At 37.5% G+C, this 22,500-nt stretch carries 25 protein-coding genes (2 of these 25 only partly in view); 6 read left to right on the top strand and 19 right to left on the bottom strand.

The annotated features are described in order from the left end of the window. The 4 genes from pstC to AMET1_RS05970 all read right to left on the bottom strand — a co-directional run. Nucleotides 1-528, bottom strand: partial view of a phosphate ABC transporter permease subunit PstC gene (gene pstC, locus AMET1_RS05985; RefSeq protein WP_086637579.1) — the 5' portion only. It extends 378 nt beyond the left edge of the window; 528 of the gene's 906 nt are visible here — the first part of the coding sequence; its start codon is at nt 526-528; the stop codon falls past the left edge of the window. 156 nt (nt 529-684) lie between these two features. After that, on the bottom strand, nt 685-1,509 hold the full coding sequence (locus tag AMET1_RS05980; RefSeq protein WP_086637578.1) for a phosphate ABC transporter substrate-binding protein: 825 nt from the start codon (nt 1,507-1,509) through the stop codon (nt 685-687). 118 nt (nt 1,510-1,627) lie between these two features. Further along, a complete protein-coding gene (locus AMET1_RS05975) occupies nt 1,628-2,044 on the bottom strand; it encodes an arsenate-mycothiol transferase ArsC (RefSeq protein ID WP_394334883.1) in 417 nt (138 codons plus the stop codon). Nucleotides 2,045-2,558: 514 nt separating this feature from the next. Further along, nucleotides 2,559-3,914, bottom strand: coding sequence for a PAS domain-containing sensor histidine kinase (locus AMET1_RS05970; RefSeq protein WP_086637576.1), 1,356 nt, complete (start codon nt 3,912-3,914; stop codon nt 2,559-2,561). A gap of 155 nt (nt 3,915-4,069) precedes the next feature. Between AMET1_RS05970 and AMET1_RS05965 the strand changes: the two genes are divergently transcribed. Next, nucleotides 4,070-4,480 carry a bacteriohemerythrin gene (locus AMET1_RS05965; RefSeq protein WP_086637575.1) on the top strand — a complete coding sequence of 137 codons (411 nt, stop codon included), beginning with the start codon at nt 4,070-4,072 and terminating at the stop codon, nt 4,478-4,480. A gap of 237 nt (nt 4,481-4,717) precedes the next feature. On the opposite strand, the gene thsA is transcribed toward AMET1_RS05965, so the two are convergent. Beyond that, on the bottom strand, nt 4,718-6,379 hold the full coding sequence (gene thsA, locus AMET1_RS05960) for a thermosome subunit alpha (RefSeq protein ID WP_086637574.1): 1,662 nt from the start codon (nt 6,377-6,379) through the stop codon (nt 4,718-4,720). A 394-nt stretch (nt 6,380-6,773) separates the two neighbouring features. On the opposite strand from thsA, the gene AMET1_RS07920 reads away from it, so the two are divergent. Continuing rightward, nucleotides 6,774-6,935 carry a hypothetical protein gene (locus AMET1_RS07920; protein WP_161490805.1) on the top strand — a complete coding sequence of 54 codons (162 nt, stop codon included), beginning with the start codon at nt 6,774-6,776 and terminating at the stop codon, nt 6,933-6,935. Nucleotides 6,936-7,311: 376 nt separating this feature from the next. Here the strand turns inward: AMET1_RS07920 and AMET1_RS05955 are convergent, their stop codons facing one another. The 10 genes from AMET1_RS05955 to AMET1_RS05910 form a co-directional block, all read right to left on the bottom strand. Further along, nucleotides 7,312-8,436, bottom strand: a complete 1,125-nt coding sequence (locus tag AMET1_RS05955) for a carboxylate-amine ligase (protein WP_086637573.1) — start codon at nt 8,434-8,436, stop codon at nt 7,312-7,314. 328 nt (nt 8,437-8,764) lie between these two features. Continuing rightward, nucleotides 8,765-8,974 (bottom strand): TRAM domain-containing protein, encoded by a 210-nt coding sequence (locus AMET1_RS05950; RefSeq protein ID WP_086637572.1) that lies wholly within the window; start codon nt 8,972-8,974, stop codon nt 8,765-8,767. 112 nt (nt 8,975-9,086) lie between these two features. After that, a complete protein-coding gene (locus tag AMET1_RS05945; RefSeq protein WP_086637571.1) occupies nt 9,087-9,695 on the bottom strand; it encodes a cobalt-precorrin-7 (C(5))-methyltransferase in 609 nt (202 codons plus the stop codon). A 10-nt stretch (nt 9,696-9,705) separates the two neighbouring features. Beyond that, nucleotides 9,706-10,818 carry a cobalt-precorrin-5B (C(1))-methyltransferase gene (locus tag AMET1_RS05940; protein WP_161490804.1) on the bottom strand — a complete coding sequence of 371 codons (1,113 nt, stop codon included), beginning with the start codon at nt 10,816-10,818 and terminating at the stop codon, nt 9,706-9,708. A 4-nt stretch (nt 10,819-10,822) separates the two neighbouring features. Next, entirely contained in the window at nt 10,823-11,452 is a 630-nt protein-coding gene (locus tag AMET1_RS05935; RefSeq protein WP_086637569.1) for a precorrin-8X methylmutase, read from the bottom strand. Then, complete coding sequence (gene cobJ, locus AMET1_RS05930) at nt 11,442-12,836, bottom strand: precorrin-3B C(17)-methyltransferase (RefSeq protein WP_086637568.1); 1,395 nt, start codon at nt 12,834-12,836, stop codon at nt 11,442-11,444. The genes AMET1_RS05935 and cobJ overlap by 11 nt, the downstream gene beginning before the upstream one ends. A gap of 4 nt (nt 12,837-12,840) precedes the next feature. After that, on the bottom strand, nt 12,841-13,689 hold the full coding sequence (locus AMET1_RS05925; RefSeq protein WP_269088002.1) for a cobalamin biosynthesis protein: 849 nt from the start codon (nt 13,687-13,689) through the stop codon (nt 12,841-12,843). A 44-nt stretch (nt 13,690-13,733) separates the two neighbouring features. Beyond that, nucleotides 13,734-14,438, bottom strand: a complete 705-nt coding sequence (gene cobM / locus AMET1_RS05920) for a precorrin-4 C(11)-methyltransferase (RefSeq protein WP_086637566.1) — start codon at nt 14,436-14,438, stop codon at nt 13,734-13,736. A gap of 1 nt (nt 14,439) precedes the next feature. Continuing rightward, on the bottom strand, nt 14,440-15,066 hold the full coding sequence (locus AMET1_RS05915) for a cobalt-factor II C(20)-methyltransferase (protein WP_086637565.1): 627 nt from the start codon (nt 15,064-15,066) through the stop codon (nt 14,440-14,442). Further along, nucleotides 15,060-15,572 carry a bifunctional cobalt-precorrin-7 (C(5))-methyltransferase/cobalt-precorrin-6B (C(15))-methyltransferase gene (locus AMET1_RS05910; protein ID WP_086637564.1) on the bottom strand — a complete coding sequence of 171 codons (513 nt, stop codon included), beginning with the start codon at nt 15,570-15,572 and terminating at the stop codon, nt 15,060-15,062. Before AMET1_RS05910 ends, AMET1_RS05915 begins: the two co-directional genes overlap by 7 nt. A gap of 168 nt (nt 15,573-15,740) precedes the next feature. On the opposite strand from AMET1_RS05910, the gene AMET1_RS05905 reads away from it, so the two are divergent. The 4 genes from AMET1_RS05905 to thiD all read left to right on the top strand — a co-directional run bounded on the left by AMET1_RS05905 (nt 15,741) and on the right by thiD (nt 19,665). Continuing rightward, the gene (locus tag AMET1_RS05905; protein ID WP_086637563.1) at nt 15,741-16,361 is read left to right on the top strand and encodes a CbiM family transporter; all 621 of its coding nucleotides are present in this window, start codon (nt 15,741-15,743) and stop codon (nt 16,359-16,361) included. Nucleotides 16,362-16,693: 332 nt separating this feature from the next. Then, complete coding sequence (gene cbiQ / locus AMET1_RS05900) at nt 16,694-17,443, top strand: cobalt ECF transporter T component CbiQ (RefSeq protein ID WP_086637562.1); 750 nt, start codon at nt 16,694-16,696, stop codon at nt 17,441-17,443. 22 nt (nt 17,444-17,465) lie between these two features. Further along, complete coding sequence (locus tag AMET1_RS05895; RefSeq protein ID WP_086637561.1) at nt 17,466-18,227, top strand: energy-coupling factor ABC transporter ATP-binding protein; 762 nt, start codon at nt 17,466-17,468, stop codon at nt 18,225-18,227. Nucleotides 18,228-18,354: 127 nt separating this feature from the next. Beyond that, on the top strand, nt 18,355-19,665 hold the full coding sequence (thiD, locus tag AMET1_RS05890) for a bifunctional hydroxymethylpyrimidine kinase/phosphomethylpyrimidine kinase (protein ID WP_086637560.1): 1,311 nt from the start codon (nt 18,355-18,357) through the stop codon (nt 19,663-19,665). Nucleotides 19,666-19,729: 64 nt separating this feature from the next. On the opposite strand, the gene pyrI is transcribed toward thiD, so the two are convergent. The 4 genes from pyrI to AMET1_RS05870 form a co-directional block, all read right to left on the bottom strand. Next, complete coding sequence (gene pyrI / locus AMET1_RS05885; protein ID WP_086637559.1) at nt 19,730-20,194, bottom strand: aspartate carbamoyltransferase regulatory subunit; 465 nt, start codon at nt 20,192-20,194, stop codon at nt 19,730-19,732. After that, on the bottom strand, nt 20,187-21,110 hold the full coding sequence (gene pyrB / locus AMET1_RS05880) for an aspartate carbamoyltransferase (protein WP_086637558.1): 924 nt from the start codon (nt 21,108-21,110) through the stop codon (nt 20,187-20,189). Before pyrB ends, pyrI begins: the two co-directional genes overlap by 8 nt. Nucleotides 21,111-21,205: 95 nt before the next feature. Beyond that, on the bottom strand, nt 21,206-21,421 hold the full coding sequence (locus AMET1_RS05875; RefSeq protein WP_086637557.1) for a hypothetical protein: 216 nt from the start codon (nt 21,419-21,421) through the stop codon (nt 21,206-21,208). Between the two features lie 22 nt (nt 21,422-21,443). Next, nucleotides 21,444-22,500 carry the 3' portion of a TIGR00341 family protein gene (locus AMET1_RS05870; protein WP_086637556.1) on the bottom strand. 218 nt of this gene lie beyond the right edge of the window, so the window shows 1,057 of its 1,275 coding nt (coding positions 219-1,275); its start codon lies beyond the right edge, outside the window; the stop codon is at nt 21,444-21,446.

The following is a 22,500-nucleotide window of genomic DNA, read 5'->3' as shown; positions in this document are numbered from 1 at the left end:
TGAATTTAAAGCGTCGTCAGCTAGGCTAATCACTATAGGTAGAGCCATTATTGAAAGCATGAATCCAGCAGTGAATATTGTGTATCCTGATATCAAGTCAAAGGCCTCACCAATGTTGGGTACAAATATAACTACACCTATAAAACCATAGACAATTGATGGTATCCCTGCAAGTATCTCTATAACTGGTTTTAAAATGTTTCTTGTTTTTTTAGTGCATATCTCAGAGAGATATAGTGCTGATGATAGGCCTAAAGGTATTGATATAGTCATCGCTATTAATGTAACCAATAAAGTACCTATTATGGCTGGTAATAAACCGAATTGGTTATTTGATGCACTCCACCTGAAAGAAAGCAGGTCCAATCCAACTTCAGTTAATGCTGGTATGCTTTCGTTTGCAAGAAAACCAAATATAAATATTATCATAGAAGCTGACAATACAGCTATTGAGAGAAAGAAGAATCGAACTAAATTCTCTTTAATCTTTTTAAGCCTTATTCTCTTTATGCCTAGTTTCTTGATCATCTTAATTACCTTTGAAAGACCTTGATTTCTTTATAATAAAAAATAAAAATATAGGGGGTTTTAAAGTTCTTTTAAACGGATATGAGTGGTTTAAAAAAAGTTATTTTATTTATTTTGGTTTTTAATAAACCCTTTTTTATCCATTTTTATCGGTTTTTACTGTAATGGTATGTATCCCTCGTTTTCAACTATTTCCTGTCCTTCTTCGCTTAGTATGAATTCAATAAATTTCTCTGCTTCACCATCTACTGGTCCCCATGAGTAGTATTGCAGTGACCTATCTATTGGGTATTCTCCTGCTAGTATATTGTCTGAAGTTGGTTCTACTCCATCTATAGCTACTGATTCAGCCCCATCTCCAACGTATCCAAGCCCAAGGAATCCTATCGCTTTATCTGAGTTTGCTACCGATTGTTTGACCATGGCATTTCCATCGCTAACTTGGTCTAGTGATGCGTCTGCTCTGTCTATTTCTATTGAACTGTAGAAAACAGAGCCTGTTCCAGAACCTTCTTCTCTTGAAACTGTCAATATCTCTCTATCTGGCCCACCAACTTCTTCCCAATTTTGGATTTCTCCAGAATATATGTCTCTAACTTCATCGACGGTCAGGTCTTGTACGCCTTCATTATAGATTTCTTCGCTTACAACTATGGCGACACCATCGTAACCTATCACGTGTTTCTCAAAGTTGTCTCCATATCGATCTATTTCATCTTGTGAAACTAGTCTTGACGCCATTCCTAAGTCGATTCTTTCTTCAGCAACACTAGTTATACCATGACTAGAGCCGCCTCCTGAAAGGGATACACTGATTCCATATTTATCTTCAAAAGCTTCAGCTGCAGCATCTGTTACTGGTAGAACTGTTGAAGAACCTTCTATTGTCAATCCTTCTCTCTCCCCACTATCTAAGCATCCTGCTCCACCTAAAGCGATCAGACAGATAATTAGGGCGGTTAAAGCTATTTTGTATTTCATTTTCTATCTAGTTACACGATTCAATACACAAATATATATAACTTACCTAAATAGTATATAGACAATATAATAAAACTATAAAGTATATACAGTATATACTAAATCGAAAAAAAATAAATCAAAAAAATGACTCTAAAAGATCTCTAACTAAATTCTCAATCTCATCACGAATCTTACAGACCTCTTCAATCCCCTTACCAGCCGGATCCTCCAGATCCCACTCCCTTGTTTCAACAGCCAAAGAAGAAGGACAAGCCGACCCAGAACAACCCATAGATACAACAATATCCATAGACTCCAATTCTTCAAAACCAATCTTACGTGGCCTACGACCTGAAACATCAACACCAAACTCAGCCATAGCCCTAACGACATTCACATGTAACTTATCAGAAGGCTGCGTACCCCCACAATAAACATCCACATCCAAATCCCTCTCCCTAACAATCTCCTCAGCAATAGCCCTAGCCATCTGACTTCTCCCCGCATTCTCAACACAAACAAAAGCAACACTAAAACAACTCAACAAAAACACCAACAAAATAACATAAACCCAAAAACCATAAAAGTTACTCAACAAAAAATAAACTAAAAACCAAAGAAAAGCAAAACATCAATTTCTTCTCAAAAGTAAATGACAAACAACATTAAACTATAGCTCTTTAAAATTAAAATTAAAAGAATAATAATCCACCCAAACCGTCCACCCAGAGTTTAACCACCCACGTTTTAAACCCCATCTCTATAGCTGAAAGCTTTATATATAAACTCAAAAGACAGAAAAGCAAGAAATTACAACCAAAAAAACTACTTAATAATGAAATATAAGGGACATAGATAAATAAGTCTACAAAGTTTATTCAGAAGAAACATAGAGATAAAAGAAAAATAAAAGACATAAAAATGTAAATTGATTATCTTTTTTGAGGAGTTCTGTAGATTTTTTTATTCTACTTTTATTTGTCATATATCCTCCAATTTTGTTTTATGGTTTTTTTGGTTTTATTTGGTTGGTTATGTAAATGGTTTTTTGTTTGGGTTGGTGTTTGTTAGTTGGATGGTAGTGTTATTTGGAATTTTGCTCCGCCTAGTTTTGAGTCGGTTAGTTTTATGTTTCCTTGGTATTCGTTTGCTATTGTTTTTGCTATGTATAGGCCTAGGCCTGTTCCGTTTGTGGTGTAGCCTTTTTTGAAGATTTTTTGTTTTTGTTTGTCTGGTATGCCTTTTCCGTTGTCTTCTATGGTGATTTTTGTTTGGTTGTTTTGGTTTTGTGTTTTTATTTTTATTTGGGTGGCGTTTGAGTGTTTTATGGCGTTTTCTATTATGTTGTTTAGTAGTTCGGTTATTAGTGGGCCTCCTAGGGCTTTTATTTGTTTTTTTGGGGTTTTTGTTTTGATTTGGATGTTTTTTTGTTCTGCTAGGTCTTTGTTTTGGTTTATGGTTTTTTGGATTGTTTTTGTTATGTTTATTTCTGTTTTTTGGTGTTGGTCGATTTTTTGGAGTGCTCTGACTTTATCTATTATTTCGATTTGTTCTTGAATGGCTTTGTGTGTTTTATTTATGTATTTTTGTGTTTTTTTGGGGTGTTTTTGGTTTTTTAGTATGTCGATGTATCCGTATATGATTTGAGATTTGTTTCGTACGTCGTGTCTTAGTAGGGAGTGGAGGAATTTTTCTCTTTGTCTTGTTCTTTTTTTGTCTGTAATATCGTTTGCGGTGCAGACGACGTATTCAACTTTGTTTTGTTTTGTTTTGGGTGTTTTTTTGATTGAGAATAGTTTTTTTTCTCCTTTTTTGTTTGTTAGCCAATGTTTTGTTTTAAGGGGTTTTTTGGATTGGAATACTTTTTTATTGTCTTTGATGATTTTTTCTGCTTCTTTTTTGTTGAGTATTTCTGTTATTTTTTTATTTTCTATTTGTTTTTTTTTGTATCCGTGGAATTTTGCGTGTGGGTTGTTGACTAATCCGTATGTATCTGGGTTTTTTAGGTACCATATGTGTGTGTTGATGTTGTCTAGTAGTATGGATTTTTCTGAAGCTAGTTTTTCGTATTTCTTTTTTGTCTCTCGTATTTCTTTTTCTCGTTCTTCTAATGTGTCTTTTGCCCATCCAATACCTATTCCTATTGCCATTAATATTAAAAGGCTGTTTACAACTTGTTCGATACTTAAATAGCCGTGTAATGATGATGATATGTATATTGTGATTATTGAGGTTATAGCACCGGCTATTCCACCAATCAAACCGTATGTTAGAGCTAATATAATTGTTAATGCTAATGCTATAAGTCCAATGTAAACTAACTCTACGTAAAAAGAGGTTATTAAGACAGTTATTATTAATAAAACAACTATTGTGTTTTTTATTTTGTTTTTATTTTGTTTTAAACTATCTAATAGTGTCAAAAAATCTTCACCACATCTAAATTTGTGGAATGGGTTTTGGAGATTTATTTTCTTTTTTGATTGTGTGTTTAAATAGTTTTCTAGTTAGTGGTTTAGAGGGTTTATTTCCATAAATTTTTTATTCTCCTACTTGTATTTCTTGTTTGGTGTTTGTTTTGGGTTTAGTTGAATGGGATTCTAGTTATAGTGTTGGTATTAAAGAGATCGATGAACAACATAAGAAGCTTTTTAGTTTGTTTAACGAACTTCATGGTGCTATGAGAAAAGGTAGGGGTAGTGATAAAATGTCTAAAATTCTGATGGAGATGAAAGACTATACTGAGTACCATTTTAGTTCTGAGGAAGAACTGATGGAGAAATATGATTACCCTGAAGATGATTTGAAGGAGCAGATCGACAACCATGAAGAGTTTGTGGAAAAACTTAATGAGTTTATAGAGGACCACAATAAAGGTAAATTGACGGTTTCTGTTGAGGTATTAAATTTCCTTACCGGTTGGTTGAAAAATCATATAAAATCTGTTGACACCAAAATGAGAGGTTTTTTTGAAAATAAAGAATTATAAAACCAGTTCAATTTCTCATTTCTTTGCATTTCATTCAAATTTTTATAGCGGTTTTTTATTTTTTGAGGTATGTAGGTTTCTAAGTTTATAGTATTTTTATATTTTGAACTCAAATTCCTTTTAAACTTAACAATACTTTATAGATAAAAAAAAAGAGAAAGGGGTGGGCGTTAGGCCCTATATCGGACCTACCCAAATTTTTTATTCAGCTTCAGTTTCTTTCGGTTTATTGGGGGTTTACATCATTCCGCCCATGCCGCCCATGCCGCCGGGCATTCCGCCGCCTGGACCTCCTGGCATGTCGGGTTGGTCTCCACCGCTTCCGCTTCCTCCGGAGATTACGTCGTCGATTCGGAGTACCATTACGGCTGTTTCTGATGCGGAGTCGACTGCTTGTGTTTTGACTCTTAGTGGTTCTACAACGCCTGCTTCCCACATATCTATTACTTCACCATCGAATACATTGAGTCCGGCTGCTTTTTCGCCTGCTTCATGTTTGTTTCTTAGGTCGACTAATGCGTCTATTGGGTCGAGTCCTGCGTTTTCGGCTAGTGTTCTTGGAACTATTTCTAGTGCGTTTGCGAATGCTTCTATTGCTAGTTGTTCTCTTCCACCAACAGATGCTGCATACTCTCTAAGCCTATGAGCCAACTCAACTTCTGGAGCTCCACCGCCGGCAACTATTTTACCGTCTTCTACTGCTACTGCTACCACTTTTAATGCGTCTTCCAGTGCTCTTTCGACTTCGTCTACTACGTGTTCGGTTCCTCCTCTTACGAGTAGGGATACTGATCTGGGGTTTTTGCAGTCTTCTATGAAGAGCATGTTTTCGTTGGATACTCTTTTTTCTTTTATGTGGCCGGCTTGTCCGAGGTCTTCTTCTGATATTTCGTCTATGTTGGAGACTACGTTTCCGCCTGTTGCTCGGGCGAGTTTTTTAAGGTCTGATTTTCTGGCTCTTCTTACTGCTAGTATTCCTTCTTTTGCTAGGTAGTGTTGGGCCATGTCGTCTATTCCTTTCTGGCAGAATACTACGTTTGCTCCACTTTCTTTGATTTTGTTAACCAATTTTTTGAGCATTGCTTCTTCTTCGTCTAGGAACTGTTGTAGTTGGTCTGGGTTTGTGATCTGTATCTCTGCGTCTACTTCGGTTTCTTTGTGTTCGATTGGTGCGCTGATTAAAGCGATTTTTGCGTTTTCTACTGATTTGGGCATTTCTGGGTGTACTTTTTCTTTGTCGATTATCATTCCTTCAACGAGTTGTGTGTCTTGTGCTCTGCCTCCGACTTTTTTTTCTATTTTGATGTTGTCGATGTTGACTTGGTATCCGTCTTCTTTTTTGTCTGCTACTGCTGTTATTGCGTTGACGGTTATTTCTTTTAGGGTGTCTCTTGCTGATTCGGCTCCTTTTCCTGTCATTGCTGTTTCGGCTACTTTTTTTAGTCTTTCTTCGTTTTCGATTGATACTTTTTTAGCTATTTCTTGGTTTAGTATTTCTTGGCATTTGTGTGATGCTTGTCTTAGTCCTGATGCTATTATTGTTGGGTGTACGTCTTTTTCGAGTAGGTCTTCTGATTGTTTTAGGAGTTCTCCTGCTATTGCTACTGCTGTTGTTGTTCCGTCGCCTACTTCGTCTTCTTGTGTTTCGGCTACTTGGACGACCATTTTGGCTGCTGGGTGTTCTATATCCATCTCTTCTAGGATTGTTGCGCCGTCGTTTGTTATTACTATGTCTCCTAGTGTGTTGGCGAGCATTTTGTCCATGCCTTTTGGTCCGAGTGTTGTTCGGACTGCAGCGGCTACGGCTTTTGCTGCGTTTATGTTGTTTTCTTGAGCGTCTTTTCCTTTTGTTACTTCACTATCTTCGCTTAATATAAATACGGGTTGTCTCATAGACATATTTTATTCTCCTATGCATTGCTATGCATAGAGATGATCAAGTAGAATCCATTGTTTTAATGGAATGTTGTACTATAAAAAGGTTTCGGTTATTTGTTTTTTTAGATTATAGAACCAACCAACATCAACCACAAATTCATTAAAAACAATCATATTACTTCAAACAAAACCTAAAACGATAGCGAGTTTAAATATCAAATAAATTAGTATTACCAAAAAAACCTTAAAACTAATTTTTTTATCTCAAATCTATTGAATCAGCTTTAAGTTTTTAAAAAATTTTAAACTTTCTTTAGGGATTTTAATTAAATTAAATCCAAAAATTGATAAAACACCGTTAAATTAATATATAGTGTTGATATAAATTCTAAAGTGAGGGGTGGAGGGAACAAAAATGACAAAAACAACCCAACCTCATGAAGTTGTAAAGTCAAAAGAATACCCAACAGAACTCACAGGATGGCTAGCATCCGGTACATACCTAGGAGCTTACGCACTAATCATCCTAGCATACACAATAACCCTAATACTAACACTATACACCTTCATGGCATAAAAACCCGAAAAACAAAACAAAAATAAAACTATACCAACCAAAAAATATGACTACTTGGCAAACCGGTTATACATTCAAACGATTAAAAAATCAAGGTGAAAACTACAGAAAAAAACCAAAAAAAACATTACAAAACTCTATAACTCCACCCCTTCAACCAAACAAAGACACCACATTATTTTGGGTGGAAATCGAATCCACCCAAAAAACCATTTTTTAATAGATATTTATATCTTAAGTTATCCCGATATTGAATTCTGTTGTTTTTAGTTGGTTTCCTATATTTTTCATAAAAAAACTAGGTAGATCGAGGTGTTTCTAATTTGTAGGTTGGTTTAGGGAAATTATTAATTTTGTTTTTATAAAAGTGGTTTTTTTATGGTGGCATTGTTAGTTTTGATGATTGTTTTACTACTTCTTTTAAACTGTTTGTTTCTCTGTATGTTTTGATTTGTCGGTCTGCTCCTGTGTATTTTTGTTTTGCATTTTTTTCGATTAGGTTGATTTCTTTTTTTAATCCTAGGTCTTGAACTGCGTCGTCTACAAACTCTAGCATTTTGTAGATTTCTTTTTGGACCGGTATTTCGTATACTTCTCCATTTTTACGTTTTATGAAGCTTCCATCCAATCCGTCTCTAAGTGCTCGCCATCGGTTTTCTTTTATTATCTCTTGGTCCAGTTGATATGGTAGTTGGTCACTTCGGTTTTGGTAGACTTTTGAGAGTTTGTATACCAATGCTTGGGTTAATGCTGCTAGGGCTATGCTTTCGTCGATTTTGGTTGGGAGGTCTGCGATCCGTATTTCAACTGTTCCTAAATCGGCTCTGGGCCTCACATCCCACCATATCATTGTAACGTCGTCTATGCTGCCTCCTTTGATTAATCTTTTTTCTACTTGTTTGTAGTGTTTCCATCCTTTGAAATGCATTGGTAGGCCTGTTCTTGGTAGTGAGTCGAATATTCTGATTCTTGTTGATTTTAAGCCTGTATCTTCTTTCTGCCAGAACGGTGAGTTTGTTGATATGGCTAGGATGTGGGGTAGGAAGTTTTTTATTGTATTTGTTATGAATATTGCTTCTTCTTTGTTTCTGACTCCTACGTGGACGTGTTGGCCGAAAATCAGTTCTCTTTTCCCGGTCCACCTTAAGTCTTCGATAACTTCTTTATATCGTTCTTGGTCTGTTACGTCTTGTTCTTTCCATTCTGCGAAGGGGTGTGTACCGGATGCTGCTAATCTATATCCTTTTTGTTTGGTAAATGTGGAAAGTTTGTTTCTGAGTTTCCATATGTTGCCTCTTGCTTCGTCTATATCGCTGCAGACGTCGGTTGCTATTTCAAGTATTGATTGGAACAACTCTGTTCTAAGGTTGTCCCGTATAGGTTCTGCGCACTCTAACATTTCGTCTGCTCTAGACACAAGTCCCCAGGTATCTGGATCTACAATCTGAAACTCTTCTTCGATACCAATGCTGTATGGTTCAGATTCGCCGAATCTAGTCATATATGTATACCTTCAATTTTTGATTTAGTTTGGATATCCGGAGTGGTTTAGGTATCTGCTGACAAACGTAATTTAACTACGGGTTTTTTTAGGTACAATTTCTCTTAATTGTTTTCCAACAAAATATTTATAAAAACAGTAGGAGTTTTTAGGAGAAACAGTGTTTTTGTCTGTTTAGGACTGGGTATCGGTTGTTTTTGTTAAAAAGAGTTTTGGAAAATATAGAACGATTATTAAAGTTGTTTGGGAATTTCTGTAGGTTTTGGAAAAATAATAAAAATAAGGGTCTGGTCTGGGAAAACCAGTAAAATTTTCTTTAGAGCGGTAGTTAGTTAACTACTTTGCCGACTCCAAAGGTACTCTTGACGGTTTCAATTTCAACCGTGACCTTCTCTCCCACATTGGCATTTGGTACGAAAACAACGAAGTTTTCGATTTTTGCAATGCCATCGCCTTCTTTACCTGTGTCTTCTATCTCGACGTCGTAGAGTTCGCCTTCCTCGATTGGCGTTGGTGGGTTGGAAAAACCTTCATTCATAAATTTAACACCTCACTTTCTGATTTTGCCTCGAACGAATATTAGAAAATCGTCTTTAGCTTGAAGTTGAATGATTTGTTAGATACTTAAAGTTTTGGATGTTTTGTTTGTTTTATTTGTTTTTTGGTTGATTTTGGGTGTGGTTTAGGGTTGGTTTGATTAGGATTGAATATAGTTTTGTTGTTGGTTTGGGTGGGTTTTGGGTTGTTCCTTTGGTTATTTTTTCGTCTGGGTATCCGAGTTTGTTTAGTATTATTATTTGGCTTGGTGTGTTGGTTTGTTTTATTTTTTGGGTTAGTTTTTGGATGTTTAGGTCTGGATCGGTTATGAGGAAGATTTTGTTGTTGATTTCAAGTTGTTTTTGTAGTTTGTTGTAGTTTCTTTTTCTTCCGTGGAATGAGATTGGTATTACTTCTGTTTGTTTTATTTTGAGTTTTGCGCAGGCGTATTGTAGTGATGATATTCCGTTTATTACTTCGCCGTCTAGGTATCCTAGGCCGCTTAGCATTGGGTCGCCGGTTGATAGTATGGCTGTGTTTGGTGGTTGTTGGTTTAGTTTTCTGTAGTTTTGTATTGTTTTGCAGTTGGAGTCGGGTGGTATGTGTTTTTCTGCGATTTTGATTGCTCTTTTTGATCCTAGGATGTTTTTTGTTTGTTTTATTGTTTTTATTGCTTTTTCTGTCATCATTCCTGGTGCTATACCGACTCCGACTATCTTCATTTTGTTTTCCTTATTGGTTTTTTGGTTGTTTTTTTCGTAGTATTTGGCCGTTGTTTTTTACGAGTGTTATTTCGTAGTTTGGTAGTTTTTGTTGTACTTTTTTTAGTGCTTTGTCGATTTCTGGGTTTTCTGGGTCTTGTTCTACTAGTTGTGCTACGGATGGTTGTTCGACGTTTTCGAGTATGTTTGGGTTGCCCCATCGTAGTATTAGGCCTGGTAGGCCGCAGAGTACTGGTTTTTTGTGTTTTAGGTTTTTTTGTTGTAGTCGGTCGAATTGGTTTCCGATTTTTATTGGTTGGTGATCGGGGTAGAGTTGTCTGCTGTATTTCATTCCCATCATTCCGGTTGTTAGGACGACTTTGTCTGCTTGTTTTGTTTGTTTTAGTCTTGCTTCGATTAGTTTGTCGTTCCATGGTTCTACGTAGCCTGTTGTTCCTAGTAGGGATATTCCGTCTTTGATGCCTAGTTTTGAGTTGATCATTATTGCTTCTTCTGTTGGGTTGGTTGTTATTATGACTATTTTGGCTGCTTTATGGTTTGTTTCTTGGCAGGCTTCTTTGACTGCTTGTTTTATTTGTTTTCTTACGGTTTTGGATACTGCTGGTGTTCCTGGTTTTATGTTGAATCCTGTGGTTTCGACTGTTCCGATTCCGAAGCCGTATCCTATTTCTATTTTGTCGCTTGGTTCTGCTGCTGCTTTTATTACTAGTCCTTCTGTTGAGTCGAAGCTGTGGCCGCTGGATGGTTTTGTGGCTGTGCAGACTCCTTTTCCTGGTATTATTAGGGTGTTTAGTTCTGCTTTTATTCCTGTTGGGGTTGGTGTTTTGATTTTTAGTTTGTTTATTTGTTCTTCGGGTTTTTCTGTTTCTGGTTGTTGTTTGATTTCTGCGGGTGTTCCGGCGTTTTGGTTTAATGCGTGTATTGCTCCTTTTGCTGCGGCTGCGGCTGTTGTTCCGGTTGTGTATCCTCTTTTGAGTGTTGTTCCGTCGGGTAGGACGATTAGTTTTCCTGTTTTTATTTGTTTTATTGCTTCTTCTTTTGTTAGTTCTGTTTTCTCTATCCATTGGTGGGGTATTTTTTCTTTTAGTATTGGGTCTGTGGTGTGGTTTTGTGTTTTTTCCAACTTATCACTCGTTTCTATGCATTTCTATTATTCCGTTTATTGTTGTTACGGCCATTGGTGTGCCGCCTTTGCTTCCGGTGATGGTTATTGAGGGTACTTCCATTTCGTCGAGTCTTGCTTTGCTGTCTTGGGCTCCTACGAAGCCTACTGGCATTCCTATTACTAGTTTTGGGTCGATTATTCCTTCGTCCATCATGTCGCATACGGTGAAGAGGGCTGATGGTGAGTTTCCTATTACGATTATTGAGTTGTTTAGTTTTGGTCCTAGCTCTATGAATCCGGCTGAGGTTCTTGTTATTCCTTCTTTTTCTGCTTTGTCGTCTCCTTTTCCTATTGCGGTGTCGATTTTTGATTTGTGGCCTTTTTCGGTTACTCCTACTTTAACCATGTTTATGTCGACGTAGATTGGGGCTTGGTCTTTTAGTGCGTCTAATCCGGCTTCTATTGGGTTGTTGTTGTTGTAGTTTACGAGGTGTTTTATGTCTGAGTCGCCTGTTGCTATCACGCATCTTGTGGTTATCTGGCCTTCTGGGCTGTCGTCTCCTACGATTCTGCTTGCGATTTGCCAGCTTTCTTGTGCTATTTCTTCTCCTTCTTGGGATGTTGCTCCAAAATCAAAATTTTCAGTAGTCATATTTATTCTTATATCCTCTTCTGGTTATTATAAAGTTCCTTTTTTTCCAGTAGATTGAGTTTGAGTTTGGTATGAGTGTTGTGTGGTTTTTCTTGTTTGGTAGTTTTTTGGTGTCTAGTTGTTTTGGGGTTGTTATATGGAGTTGTTGGTTTTTTCGTGTGATGTTTCTGCCTATAGCGATGGTTCTGTTTTCTGGTGTTATCTGTTTGATTTTTTCTATTTCTTTGGGGGATGTGTTGTATATTCCGATTGCGAAGTCGGTTTTTAATGCGTTTTTGGTTGTTTGTATCCAGTCTTTTTGGGTGGTGGATTTTATTATGAAGTCGTTTATTATTGGTGCTCCTGTTTTTGATGCGAGTGCTTGGTATGCGGTTATTCCTGGTGTTGTTTTTGTTGTTTTTTGTTTTTGTTTGTGTCCGTATATGGAGGGGTCGCCTCCGGATATTATGGCTGTGTTTTTGGTTGCTTGTTGGATTCTTGTTTTGATTCTTTCTTGGTATTTGAGGTGTTTGTGGCTCTGTGTTTTTTGGTTTTTTATGTGTGGTTTTATTTGGTTTAGGTGTGTTTGGGGGCCGTATATTTGGTTTGAGTTTTCTATTTGTTTTATTGCTTTCTGGGTTAGGTGTTCTGGGTTTCCGGGTCCGATTCCTATTATTTGGGGGTGTTTTTTGTTTTGTATTTGTAGTTGGGAGTTGCTGGAGCCTATTATTACGAGTGTGCGCATTCCTATTTGGTTGTATTGGCTGTCTTTTTGTATTTTTTCTAGTGTTGTTTTTTGGAGTTCTTGGTTTTCCCTGGCTATGTTTTTGGCTATCACTGCTTCTTGTGTTTTGGGTCGGTGTTTGCTGAATATTTTGAGTGTTTTGCGGAGGTTTTCTTTTCTTTGTTTGCTTCTTGGGTTGTAGAACACTGTTGTTATGTCGTGTTTTGCGGCTGTTGTGGCTCTCTGGGTTATTTGTTCCCAGGGGGTTAGGAGGTCGCTCATGCTTATGCAGCAGACTCCGTTGTTGTATGGGTTTTTTAGGTTTGCGCCTGCTGCTGCGAAGGCTGTTACTCCGGGGATTATTTCTATTTGGCCTTGGTAGTTTCTATCTTTGGCTATCTCCATTGTGATTCCGGAGATTCCGTATATGTTGGGGTCTCCACCGCTTATTATGGATACTGTTTTGTTTTTGGCTTTTTCTACTGCTTTTTTGGCGCGGTTGACCTCTCCTTTCATGCCGCTTCCTATAACTTCTTTGTTGTCTGTGTATTGTTGTATGAACTCTAGGTATGTTCTGTAGCCGATTATTACGTCTGAATTTTTTATTGCTGTTAATGCTTTTTTTGTGATATACTCTGTTTTTCCGGGTCCTATTCCTACTATATTTAGTTTTCCAGCCATCTGTTTACCTCGCTATTGCGGTTGTGACGTCGTCAAAAGCTGTTTTTTTCTGGATGAGTTTTTTTTCTATTGAAGTGGCTAGGGCTGTTGGTTCTGCTACTCCGGTGTAGCCTAGGTCTTCTGCCCTTGATTTTGAGGGGGGGTTGATTTGGTTTATCTTTTTTTTCGGTACGATTAGGAGTGGGAGTTCTAGTTGTTGTGCTGCTTTTTTTATTCCTTCTTCGTCTTCCTTTATGTCGGCGGTTGCCAGTGCTGTGACCTGTTTTTTGTTTAGGTTGTTTTGTTGGAGTGTTTTTTTTACTGCGTCGATTACTTTTTGTTTTTTTATGTTTTTGCGTGCTCCAACTCCTATTATGTAGTTTGGTGTTTTTTCTGGGTTGTGTAGGATGGCTACGTTGTCTTCTATCATGATGGTTCTTGGTCCGTCTATCTTTATTATTGGTAGGTCTGTCTGTAGGTCTAGTATGTATGAGTTGATTTTTTTGGATGCTGGTTTGTTTTTTATTTTTTTGTTGTGTTTTCTGGCTATCTCTTCTAGTGATGGTTTTTGTGATGCTTCGGTTGCGGTTGTTATTGCGGGGTAGAGTCCTAGTTTTTTATGTAGTTTGAGTGTGGTTTGGTTTGCTCCGTGGTGGCCGCCGGTTACTGGTATTGCGTGGTTGAGGTTTCTGTCTACTACGATTATTGGGGTGTCTTTCCATTTGTTTTTGAGTTGGTGTTTTGTTTTTCGGATGACTATTCCGAGGGCCATTAGGTATATGTGGGTTTCGTTTTTTTGGTTTGTTTTGAAGTTGTGTTGGCTGTATGGTGTTAGTGTTGTTTTGTTTTGGTTGTTTTTTAGTGCTTTTTTTATTTTTTTGGCTTGTTTTCGGTCTCTTTCGAAGTAGATTATTCTGTTTAGCCGTATAGCTCTGACCTCCTGTATCCGGTTTTTTCTACGACTTCACCGATTATTATTAGGGCTGATCTTTTTATGTCTTCTTTTTTGACTTTTTGTGCTATGTTTTCGAGGGTTCCTTTGATTATTTTTTCTTGGTCCCAGCTTGCTTTGTATACTACTGCTACTGGGGTGTTTTTTGGTCTGTCTACTTTTTTGACTATTTCTTCGATTTTTGATATTCCGAGGAATATTACGAGTGTGGTGTTCATCTGTGATAGTTGTTTTATTTTGTCTTGTTCTAGTGTTTCTCCGCTGGGTCTGGTGAGTATGGCTGATTCTGAAACTCCTTTTAGTGTTAGTTGGGTTTTTAGTGCTGCTGTTGTTGCGAATACTGAGGATACTCCGGGTATTACTTCGTATTCGATGTTGTGTTTGTTTAGTATTTCCATTTGTTCTACGATTGCTCCGTATAGGGATGGGTCTCCGCTGTGTAGTCTGACTACTTTTTTGTTTTGTTTGAGTGCTTCTATCATTTTCTGGGTGATTTCTTGTAGTTCTAGGCCGTAGCTGTCTATTAGTTCGGCGTCGAGGTCTTTGAGTATTTCTTCGTTTATTAGTGATCCTGCGTATACGATTAGGTCTGCTGTTTTTAGGTGTTTTTTTCCTTTGACTGTGATTAGTTCTGGGTCTCCTGGTCCTGCTCCTACGAAATATAGTTTCATTTTATTTTTTCTCCTTGTTTTTTTGTGTGTTTTTTCTTGCTAGTAGTATGGAGAAGTATGGGCTTTTTTCTGGTATTTTGGTTGTTATTTCTTCGTTTTCTGTGTAGAGTTCTTTTCCGAGTATGAATTCGTTGTATCCTTCTTTTTTTAGTGTTTCTATCTGTTTGTTGAGTTCTGTTGCTTTCATTATTATTTTTGATTGTTGTTGGCTTCCGTCGGTTACTTGGAATGATTTGTCGATGAATACGTCCATTTTGGATGCCATTGCGGTTATTGCGCTTACTCCTGGTATTGTTTTGGTTTTTATGTCTGGGTGTTTTTCTTCGAATATTCTTTTTATGTGTCCGAATGTTGAGAAGTAGTTTACGTCTCCTAATACTGCGAATGCTACTGTTTTGTTTTTGGCTATTGGTGCTATCTCTTTGACGTGTTTGTTCCAGTATTTTTCTAGTACTTCTTGGTCTGATGTCATTGGGAATTTTAGTGTTGTTGGTTTGCAGTAGGGTTTTACTAGGTTTTTTGCTCTTTCTCCTGGTACGTATACTTTGTCTGCTTGTTTGAGTGTTTTCTGTGCTTTTATTGTGAGTAGTTCTGGGTCTCCTGGTCCGAGGCTTATTCCTATTAACATTTTCCTACAACCATGAAAACTGGGTTTTGGGGTTTAAATGCTGTTTCTCCTGCTAGTTCGTAGTTTTTGGCTATGTTTATCATTATGGTTTCTTTGTGGAGGTTTTTTTGCTTCATTTTTTGTTGTATTTTTATTGTTGTTTCTATTCTTGCTGCGTTGGCGATTATTATGCCGTTTGGTTTTAGTTTTTCTGTTGCTTTTGTGAAGAAACTGTCTATATTTTTTGTCCCGCCTATGAATATTCTGTCGAATTCATCTAGTTTTGGTATTATTTGTGAGGCGTCTCCGTGGTGGAATGTTGCTTCTGGACAGTTTTGTTTTGATATTTCTACTGCTTTTTTTCGTATGTCTATTCCGTGTATGTTTTTTGTTGTTTTTGATGCTGCTTTTGATATTGCGCCTGATCCACATCCTATGTCTAGGAATTTATGGTTTTTTTGTAGGTCTAGTTTCTGTATTACTATTCCGATTGCTTCTTCTTTTGTTGGGGTTCCTTTTAGGGTCATCCTTGGTTTTTCCTCCGGAATTTCTGTGTTTTTTTGCTCTTCCTCCCTATATATTGAGGACTGTTTATTATTTCCTTGGTTTTTGGGTGGAAAATATTAAAACCCCCCAGATATAAATTTAACTTGAATTAATTAAGATTTACTTGAATATATTTTGGGTGGTAAATAATGCACATAGCAGATGGAGTACTGGCCGAACCAGTATGGATAGCAGGAATAATAATCACCATAGCACTTGTACTATGGTCACTAAGAAAAATCGATAGAGACGACATCCCCCGTATAGCACTAATAACAGCAGCCCTATTCGTAATAACCTACATACACATACCCGTCGGAGGATCATCGGCACACCTAACCATGGCAGGAGCACTCGGAATACTACTGGGAAGCCAAGCCTACCTTTCCGCAACAATCATAATAATACTACACGCAGTAACAGGTCACGGCGGAATAACCACAATCGGCATAAACACCGTCTTCATGGGCATACCTGCATTAATAGCCTACCTCATGTACGTAAAAGGCCTAAACTACATAAACAGAGAACATGCCGAAGCAATTTTAGGCGGCATAGTATCAGCAATAGGCGTAGTCCTAGTAGTAACACTCGCAGTAGCATCCCTCATAATCTCAGAACCACTGATGGATGCAGGCCTAACAGAAATGGCCTACAGCCTAGCAGTAGTCCACGCACCAATAATACTGCTAGAAGGAATCGTACTTGCCGTAGTAATAGGATATCTAGCCAAAGTCAAACCAGAAATGCTTGTTAAGACAAAAAACTAAAGAAAATAGGAATGGTTTGACTTAAAAATAGAAACTTGAAACAAACTCAAGTTTTTAACACAAAGAAGCCAACATAACCCAATCAAGTTTGATGAGGGTTTTGGGGATGCAAAACTCCCTCGCATTCCCCCTTTCTTTTTTTTATTTTAATTCGAGGGAAGTTGGGTAAAAAATCCTCCCACCTATCCCCACCCTCATTACTTACTTATCTACCATACCACGAAAACAATCTATAAAAACGTTAGTTTTATTAAAACACCAATGTTAAATATATATTGCAAAAATTCAATAAGCCTTGATTAGTGGTTTTTACATAATACCTGGGGGAAAAAATGAAAAACAAAAACCTATACATAAACGGAAACACCTTCCTACACAACTTCAACCCCAAAACAAAAATAATATCCACACTAATACTCATAACCTCTATAGTACTACTACAAAACCTAATAGCCCTAACAATAGCCCTAACACTAATAATAGGAATAATAACACTCTCAAAACTACCAATAAAAAAACTAATAAAACGCCTAAAATGGATATTCCTATTCGCAGCCGCAATATTCCTCTTCGTACCATTCTTCACAGCAGGAGACCCAGTATTCACAATACTATTCCTAACAGCCACCTACGAAGGCCTAACAATGGCAAGCATAATAAGCCTAAAAATGATCTCAATAATGACACTATCCCTAACCATAATAATGACAACAAAAATCGAAGAAATACTCAGAGCCCTAAACGAACTAGGAATCCCCCAAACATTCATAGAAATCTTCTTCCTAACCTACAAATACATCTTCGTCATCTACGAAGAAACCGAAAAATCAATGATGTCCGCAAAAGCCAGAGGATACAAACCAAAAGCAAAACCATCCAAACTAAAAATACTAGGCAACATAATAGGAATGATATTCGTAAGAAGCTACGACAGAAGCCAGAGAGTCCACAAAGCAATGATGGCCAGAGGATACCGAGGAACAATGACCACAACAATAAACAACAAAATAAACCTAACAAACAAAGACATACTACTATCCTTCTCAACAATCATACTAGCAATAACCCTACACCTAATCTAACAAGAACCGGAGAAGTGAAACATTGAAAAAACCAGCAATACAACTAAAAAACATAAGCTATACATACGATGACGGAACCACAGGACTCAAAAACATAACACTAAACATAAAAAAAGGAGAATCAATAGCACTACTCGGACCAAACGGAGCAGGAAAATCAACACTACTCCAATCCATACCACACATACTAAAACCAACACAAGGAGAAATAAAAGTACTAGGCCACAAAGTAAAAAACAACGAAGAATGGGTCCGCAGAAAAGTAAGCATAGTCTTCCAAGACCCACACGACCAACTATTCATGCCAACAGTATTCGAAGACATAGCCTTCGGACCAATGCAACTCGAAATATGCAACAAAAACTCAATAGAAGAAATCGTCAAAGAATCACTAAAAAAAGTCGGACTACCAGGAAAAGAACAAAAAGGATCACACGACCTAAGCTTCGGACAAAAAAAACGAATAGCACTAGCAACAGTACTATCCATGAACCCAGAAATAGTCCTACTCGACGAACCAGTATCAAACCTTGATCCCGGAGCAAGAGAAAACATGATAAAACTACTCAAACAAATAGACAAAACCAAAATAATAGCCTCAAACGACATAGAAATGGTACTACAAACCTGCAGCAAAGCAATAATACTACAAAACGGAGAACTCAAAAAACAAGGACCAGCCGAAAAAATACTCACAGACAACCAACTACTAAAAAAATACGGACTAAGAGTCCCCTCAATAATAAAAGCCCTAGGCAAAGAAGGACTAAAACACCTAAAATAAACCCAAAAACAACTCCAAAACAAAACAAACTATTTTTCACATCCCACCGATTAACCAAATATCTTTCACATTTCACATTAGTTAGATTAAACACAAACAAATATCATTATCTAATTGGTGACCAAACTTGAAACCACCTTCAGTAATGACAATCGCCGGATCAGACTCAGGCGGTGGAGCAGGAATACAAGCAGATCTAAAAACCTTCTCAGCCATAGGAGTCCACGGATGTTCAACCATAACCTCAGTAACAAGCCAAAACACAAAAACAGTGCAACAAGTCCAAGACCTAAAACCAGAAACAATACAAACCCAGATAGAAACCGTACTAGACGACATCGAAATAAAAGCAATAAAAATCGGAATGCTCCACAACAAAAAAATAGCTGAAACCGTCTACAAAACACTAAAAAAACAAGACATATACACAGTACTCGACCCAGTGATGATCTCAGAAAGCGGCGACCCCCTAGTAACAAAAGAAAGCCTAAAAACAATAAAAACCAAAATAATCAAAATATCCGACCTAATAACCCCAAACAAAGAAGAAGCAATAGAACTCAGCAACAAACAAATAAAAACAAAACAAGACATCAAAACAGCAGCAGAAAAAATATGGAAAAAAGGCCCAAAAACAATAGTAATAACCGGAGGCCACATAGACGGAGACGACTACATATACAACGGAAAAAAACACCAAACCCTAAAAGGAAAACTACTCAAAATAAACTCACACGGCTCAGGATGCACATTCTCCTCAGCAATAACCGCATACATAGCAAAAGGAAACAAACCAAACAAAGCAATCAAAAAAGCAAAAAAATTCACAACAGAAGCAATCAAAAACGGAGAAAAAATAGGAGCCGGAAACATCCCCGTAAACCCGAACAAAACAACCATAAACCAATCAAACAGATACAAAACACAAAAAAACCACACAAAAGCAATCAAAAAACTCAAAAAAACAAACCCAACCGACCTAATCCCAGAAGTCGGATCAAACCTTGGAATGGCAACAAAAAACGCAGAAACCTCACAAGACATCATAGCCATACCCGGACGAATAGTAAAACTAAACAACAAAATCAAACCAGTCGGATGTCCAAAATACGGAGCATCAAGCCACATAGCAAGAGTTATAACCACCGTAATGAAACACAACCCAAACTACAGAAGCGCAATGAACATAAAATACACACCAAAAACAATCAAAAAAGCAAAAAAACAAGGCTACAAAACAACCTCATTCAAAAGAAAAAACGTCCCACAAAACAACACAATGTCCCACGGAACCGACAAAGCAATCAAAAACACACAAAAAATACCAGACATAATATACGACACAGGAGGACACGGCAAAGAACCAATGATAAGAATCATAGGCCGAAACGCAACAGAAACCGTCAACAAAGCAATAAAACTATCAAAAAAACACTAAAAAAACCAAAAAAACACTTTAATTTAATCCTAGATTTCGATTTTTTAATTTAAATTAGTAAGACCTATTTTATGTGTTCCGATACATTTTGTTCAATGGCCCGTTCACAGTAGACACATCGTAGTTTTACGGGGTTTTTGTTGATAACTTGGAACTCCGATTTTATCGGTTCATCGGTGTTTGAGATACAGTTCCGGTTTGGACATCTCACAACCTCTTTTATAAATTTCGGTAGATTTACTTTGTTTTTTTCAATGACCTCATAGTTACGTATGATATTTATGGTTCCTTCAGGAGCAATCAACGCTATCTTATCAACCTCATCTGAAGCAAGTTCTCTGTCCTCCACCTTCACAATGTCCTTTGTTTTGGTTTTAGCGGAAGGCACATTCATAGCGATCGAGACTATATCTTCTATGTTTTCATCGATACCTAGTATCTGAACAACTTTCAGTGCTGATCCAGCATCGATATGGTCAATTACAGTTCCATCCTTGATGGATCCAACTCTGAGGTCTTTATCATTCATCTAAAACGCCTCCTAAAATCATTTCTAGAAGCGCCATTCGGATGGTTACCCCATTTGCAGATTGTTCGAAATAGCAGGCTGCGTCAAGTTGATCCACTTCAGGATTGATTTCGTCCACTCGAGGTAATGGATGCATCAAGATTAAATCTTTTTTAGCCCCATTCAACAGTTTTTTATCAATTTTATAGCTTCCAGAGACCTTCTCATATTCATTTGGATCAGCAAACCTTTCTTCTTGAATACGGGTCGCATATAAAATATCTATATCTCCAATCAAACTCTCGATAAAACTAGATTTATGTATATCGGCTTTATTTCTCTTGATATCGTTAAGAATCTCGCTCCGAATTTCTAGTTGTGGTGGTGAAATCAAAAACAAGTTAACATCAAACATCGATAATGGAATTACAAGAGAATGAACTGTTCGACCATATTTCAAATCACCCATAACAGCGATATTCAACCCATCTATACGGCCTTTCTCCCTCCAAATAGTATACAAATCAGTTAATGTCTGTGTAGGATGTTCATTCGACCCATCTCCCGCATTGATAACAGGACAATCGACAAATCGAGCAGCCATCTTAGCCGCACCCTCTTTAGGATGCCTCAAAACCAATCCATCAGCATACCCTTCAATAACACGCACAGTATCTGCCAAAGTCTCCCCCTTCTTTATAGATGAAGCCCTAACAGAATCGATAGATATAACCTCACCACCCAGCCGTTTCATGGCGGTTTCAAAAGAAAGTTTAGTCCGAGTACTCGGTTCAAAAAACAAGTTAGCTAAAACCAAACCGGAAAGATCCACCCGCGGCCCTTCCTCCTTAATCCTTTGAGCATGAGAAAGAACCTCAAAAACCCCTTCCTTACTAAACTCCTGCATCGAAATTACATCACTACCACTAAACTTCATACAAATCAACACCAACAAACTTCAATCCAAAGTGATTCAACAGCCAAATCCTACACCAAAAACCCATTACCCCCACACAACTAAACATTTTCCCTTCAACCATCCCCTTTATTGTTAGGTGAGACAGCTTTAAACAACCAAAAAATCCCTATAAACGAAATTAAAAATCCTGGAACAAGTAAAAAATCATTATCAAACTTAAACATATACTCCACAAACACAGATAAGTATGCTAAAAACAAACCAATAAAAATAAATACAAAAGATATATTCTTCAATCCATCCTTACCGTCAAAAAAACTTTCAAACAAACAAAAACCTCCTGAAAAACACTTAAATCCTCTGTATAACCTCTACAGTTATCTCAAGTTCTTTACCAGTCTCCATATAAATCAATTCCTCCAGCTCCATTTTAAGGTTGTCAGGCGGTGGAGCAGTTGAGTATATAGATATAGTTGTAGAGACAGGTTCTTCAAACATTATATAATAACTCTCATATTGAAACTCAATACCTCTAAACGTAACCTCACCATAACCAGCAAGAACATCCTCAACAACCTCCTGCACCTCCCCTTCAAACGCATCATTGGTATACATATCATACGAAACACCAACAACCACTGTAGATGCAATAGCAATCAAAACCACATAAACAATACTCACCCGAACAAGATCCCTCTTAACCCAAACCTGCTTATAATACTCACTTGGCAAATACCCTTCAAACCTCAAAGTAAACGTCCCCGCCAAATTAAGGAACAACACATTAATCACAAGCAAAACCGAAGCACCAACAGCAATCAACGGATCTCCCAACGCAATACCAATACCAGCCACAGACGCAGGAGGAATAAGAGCAACAGCAATCATAACCCCAACAAGAGCAGTATTCAAACCAGCAGTCAACGAAAGCGCTCCCGCAACCCCCGAACCAACCGCTATAGCAATACTCAAAAAAGTCGGATAAATCCTCTCAACAATCTCATCAACCAACAACGGCTCATAAATCGGAGAAACCAAATTAAATTTAAACGCCAACCAAGCAAATACCGCCGAAGAAACAACAGCAACCAAAACCCCCATAACCTCAGAAACAATCGCCTCACGAAACAAACCACGATCCGCAAGAACAGTACCAACACCAGACGCCACAGCAGGCCCAATAAGCGGAGCAATAACCATCGAACCTACAACAACAGCAGTACTATTAAGAAGAATACCACAAGTAGCTATAACAGAAGAAACAATAGTTAAAACCAAATAAGTAGGAGTCAACTTCGCCATCTCACTAGTCTTAGCCTTCAACTCATCACGAGAAATCCTATCCTCCTCTTCCTCACGAGCCTCCTCCTTAATATCCTCAGCTTCCTCAGAAAGAAAAACCTCAACA

This window comes from Methanonatronarchaeum thermophilum, from assembly GCF_002153915.1.
GTDB lineage: Archaea > Halobacteriota > Methanonatronarchaeia > Methanonatronarchaeales > Methanonatronarchaeaceae > Methanonatronarchaeum > Methanonatronarchaeum thermophilum.
This window is presented reverse-complemented; position numbering and strand designations above follow the sequence as displayed.

Coding starts and splice junctions, on each gene's coding strand:
- AMET1_RS05915 (WP_086637565.1), bottom strand. CDS start 15,066: ATGTTAATAGGAATAAGCCTCGGACCAGGAGACCCAGAACTACTCACA.
- AMET1_RS05980 (WP_086637578.1), bottom strand. CDS start 1,509: ATGAAATACAAAATAGCTTTAACCGCCCTAATTATCTGTCTGATCGCT.
- cobM (WP_086637566.1), bottom strand. CDS start 14,438: ATGAAACTATATTTCGTAGGAGCAGGACCAGGAGACCCAGAACTAATC.
- AMET1_RS05945 (WP_086637571.1), bottom strand. CDS start 9,695: ATGAAGATAGTCGGAGTCGGTATAGCACCAGGAATGATGACAGAAAAA.
- thsA (WP_086637574.1), bottom strand. CDS start 6,379: ATGTCTATGAGACAACCCGTATTTATATTAAGCGAAGATAGTGAAGTA.
- AMET1_RS05935 (WP_086637569.1), bottom strand. CDS start 11,452: ATGACTACTGAAAATTTTGATTTTGGAGCAACATCCCAAGAAGGAGAA.
- cbiQ (WP_086637562.1), top strand. CDS start 16,694: ATGAAAAACAAAAACCTATACATAAACGGAAACACCTTCCTACACAAC.
- pyrI (WP_086637559.1), bottom strand. CDS start 20,194: ATGAATGATAAAGACCTCAGAGTTGGATCCATCAAGGATGGAACTGTA.
- AMET1_RS05910 (WP_086637564.1), bottom strand. CDS start 15,572: ATGACCCTAAAAGGAACCCCAACAAAAGAAGAAGCAATCGGAATAGTA.
- cobJ (WP_086637568.1), bottom strand. CDS start 12,836: ATGGCTGGAAAACTAAATATAGTAGGAATAGGACCCGGAAAAACAGAG.
- AMET1_RS05905 (WP_086637563.1), top strand. CDS start 15,741: ATGCACATAGCAGATGGAGTACTGGCCGAACCAGTATGGATAGCAGGA.
- pyrB (WP_086637558.1), bottom strand. CDS start 21,110: ATGAAGTTTAGTGGTAGTGATGTAATTTCGATGCAGGAGTTTAGTAAG.
- AMET1_RS05950 (WP_086637572.1), bottom strand. CDS start 8,974: ATGAATGAAGGTTTTTCCAACCCACCAACGCCAATCGAGGAAGGCGAA.
- AMET1_RS07920 (WP_161490805.1), top strand. CDS start 6,774: ATGACAAAAACAACCCAACCTCATGAAGTTGTAAAGTCAAAAGAATAC.
- AMET1_RS05955 (WP_086637573.1), bottom strand. CDS start 8,436: ATGACTAGATTCGGCGAATCTGAACCATACAGCATTGGTATCGAAGAA.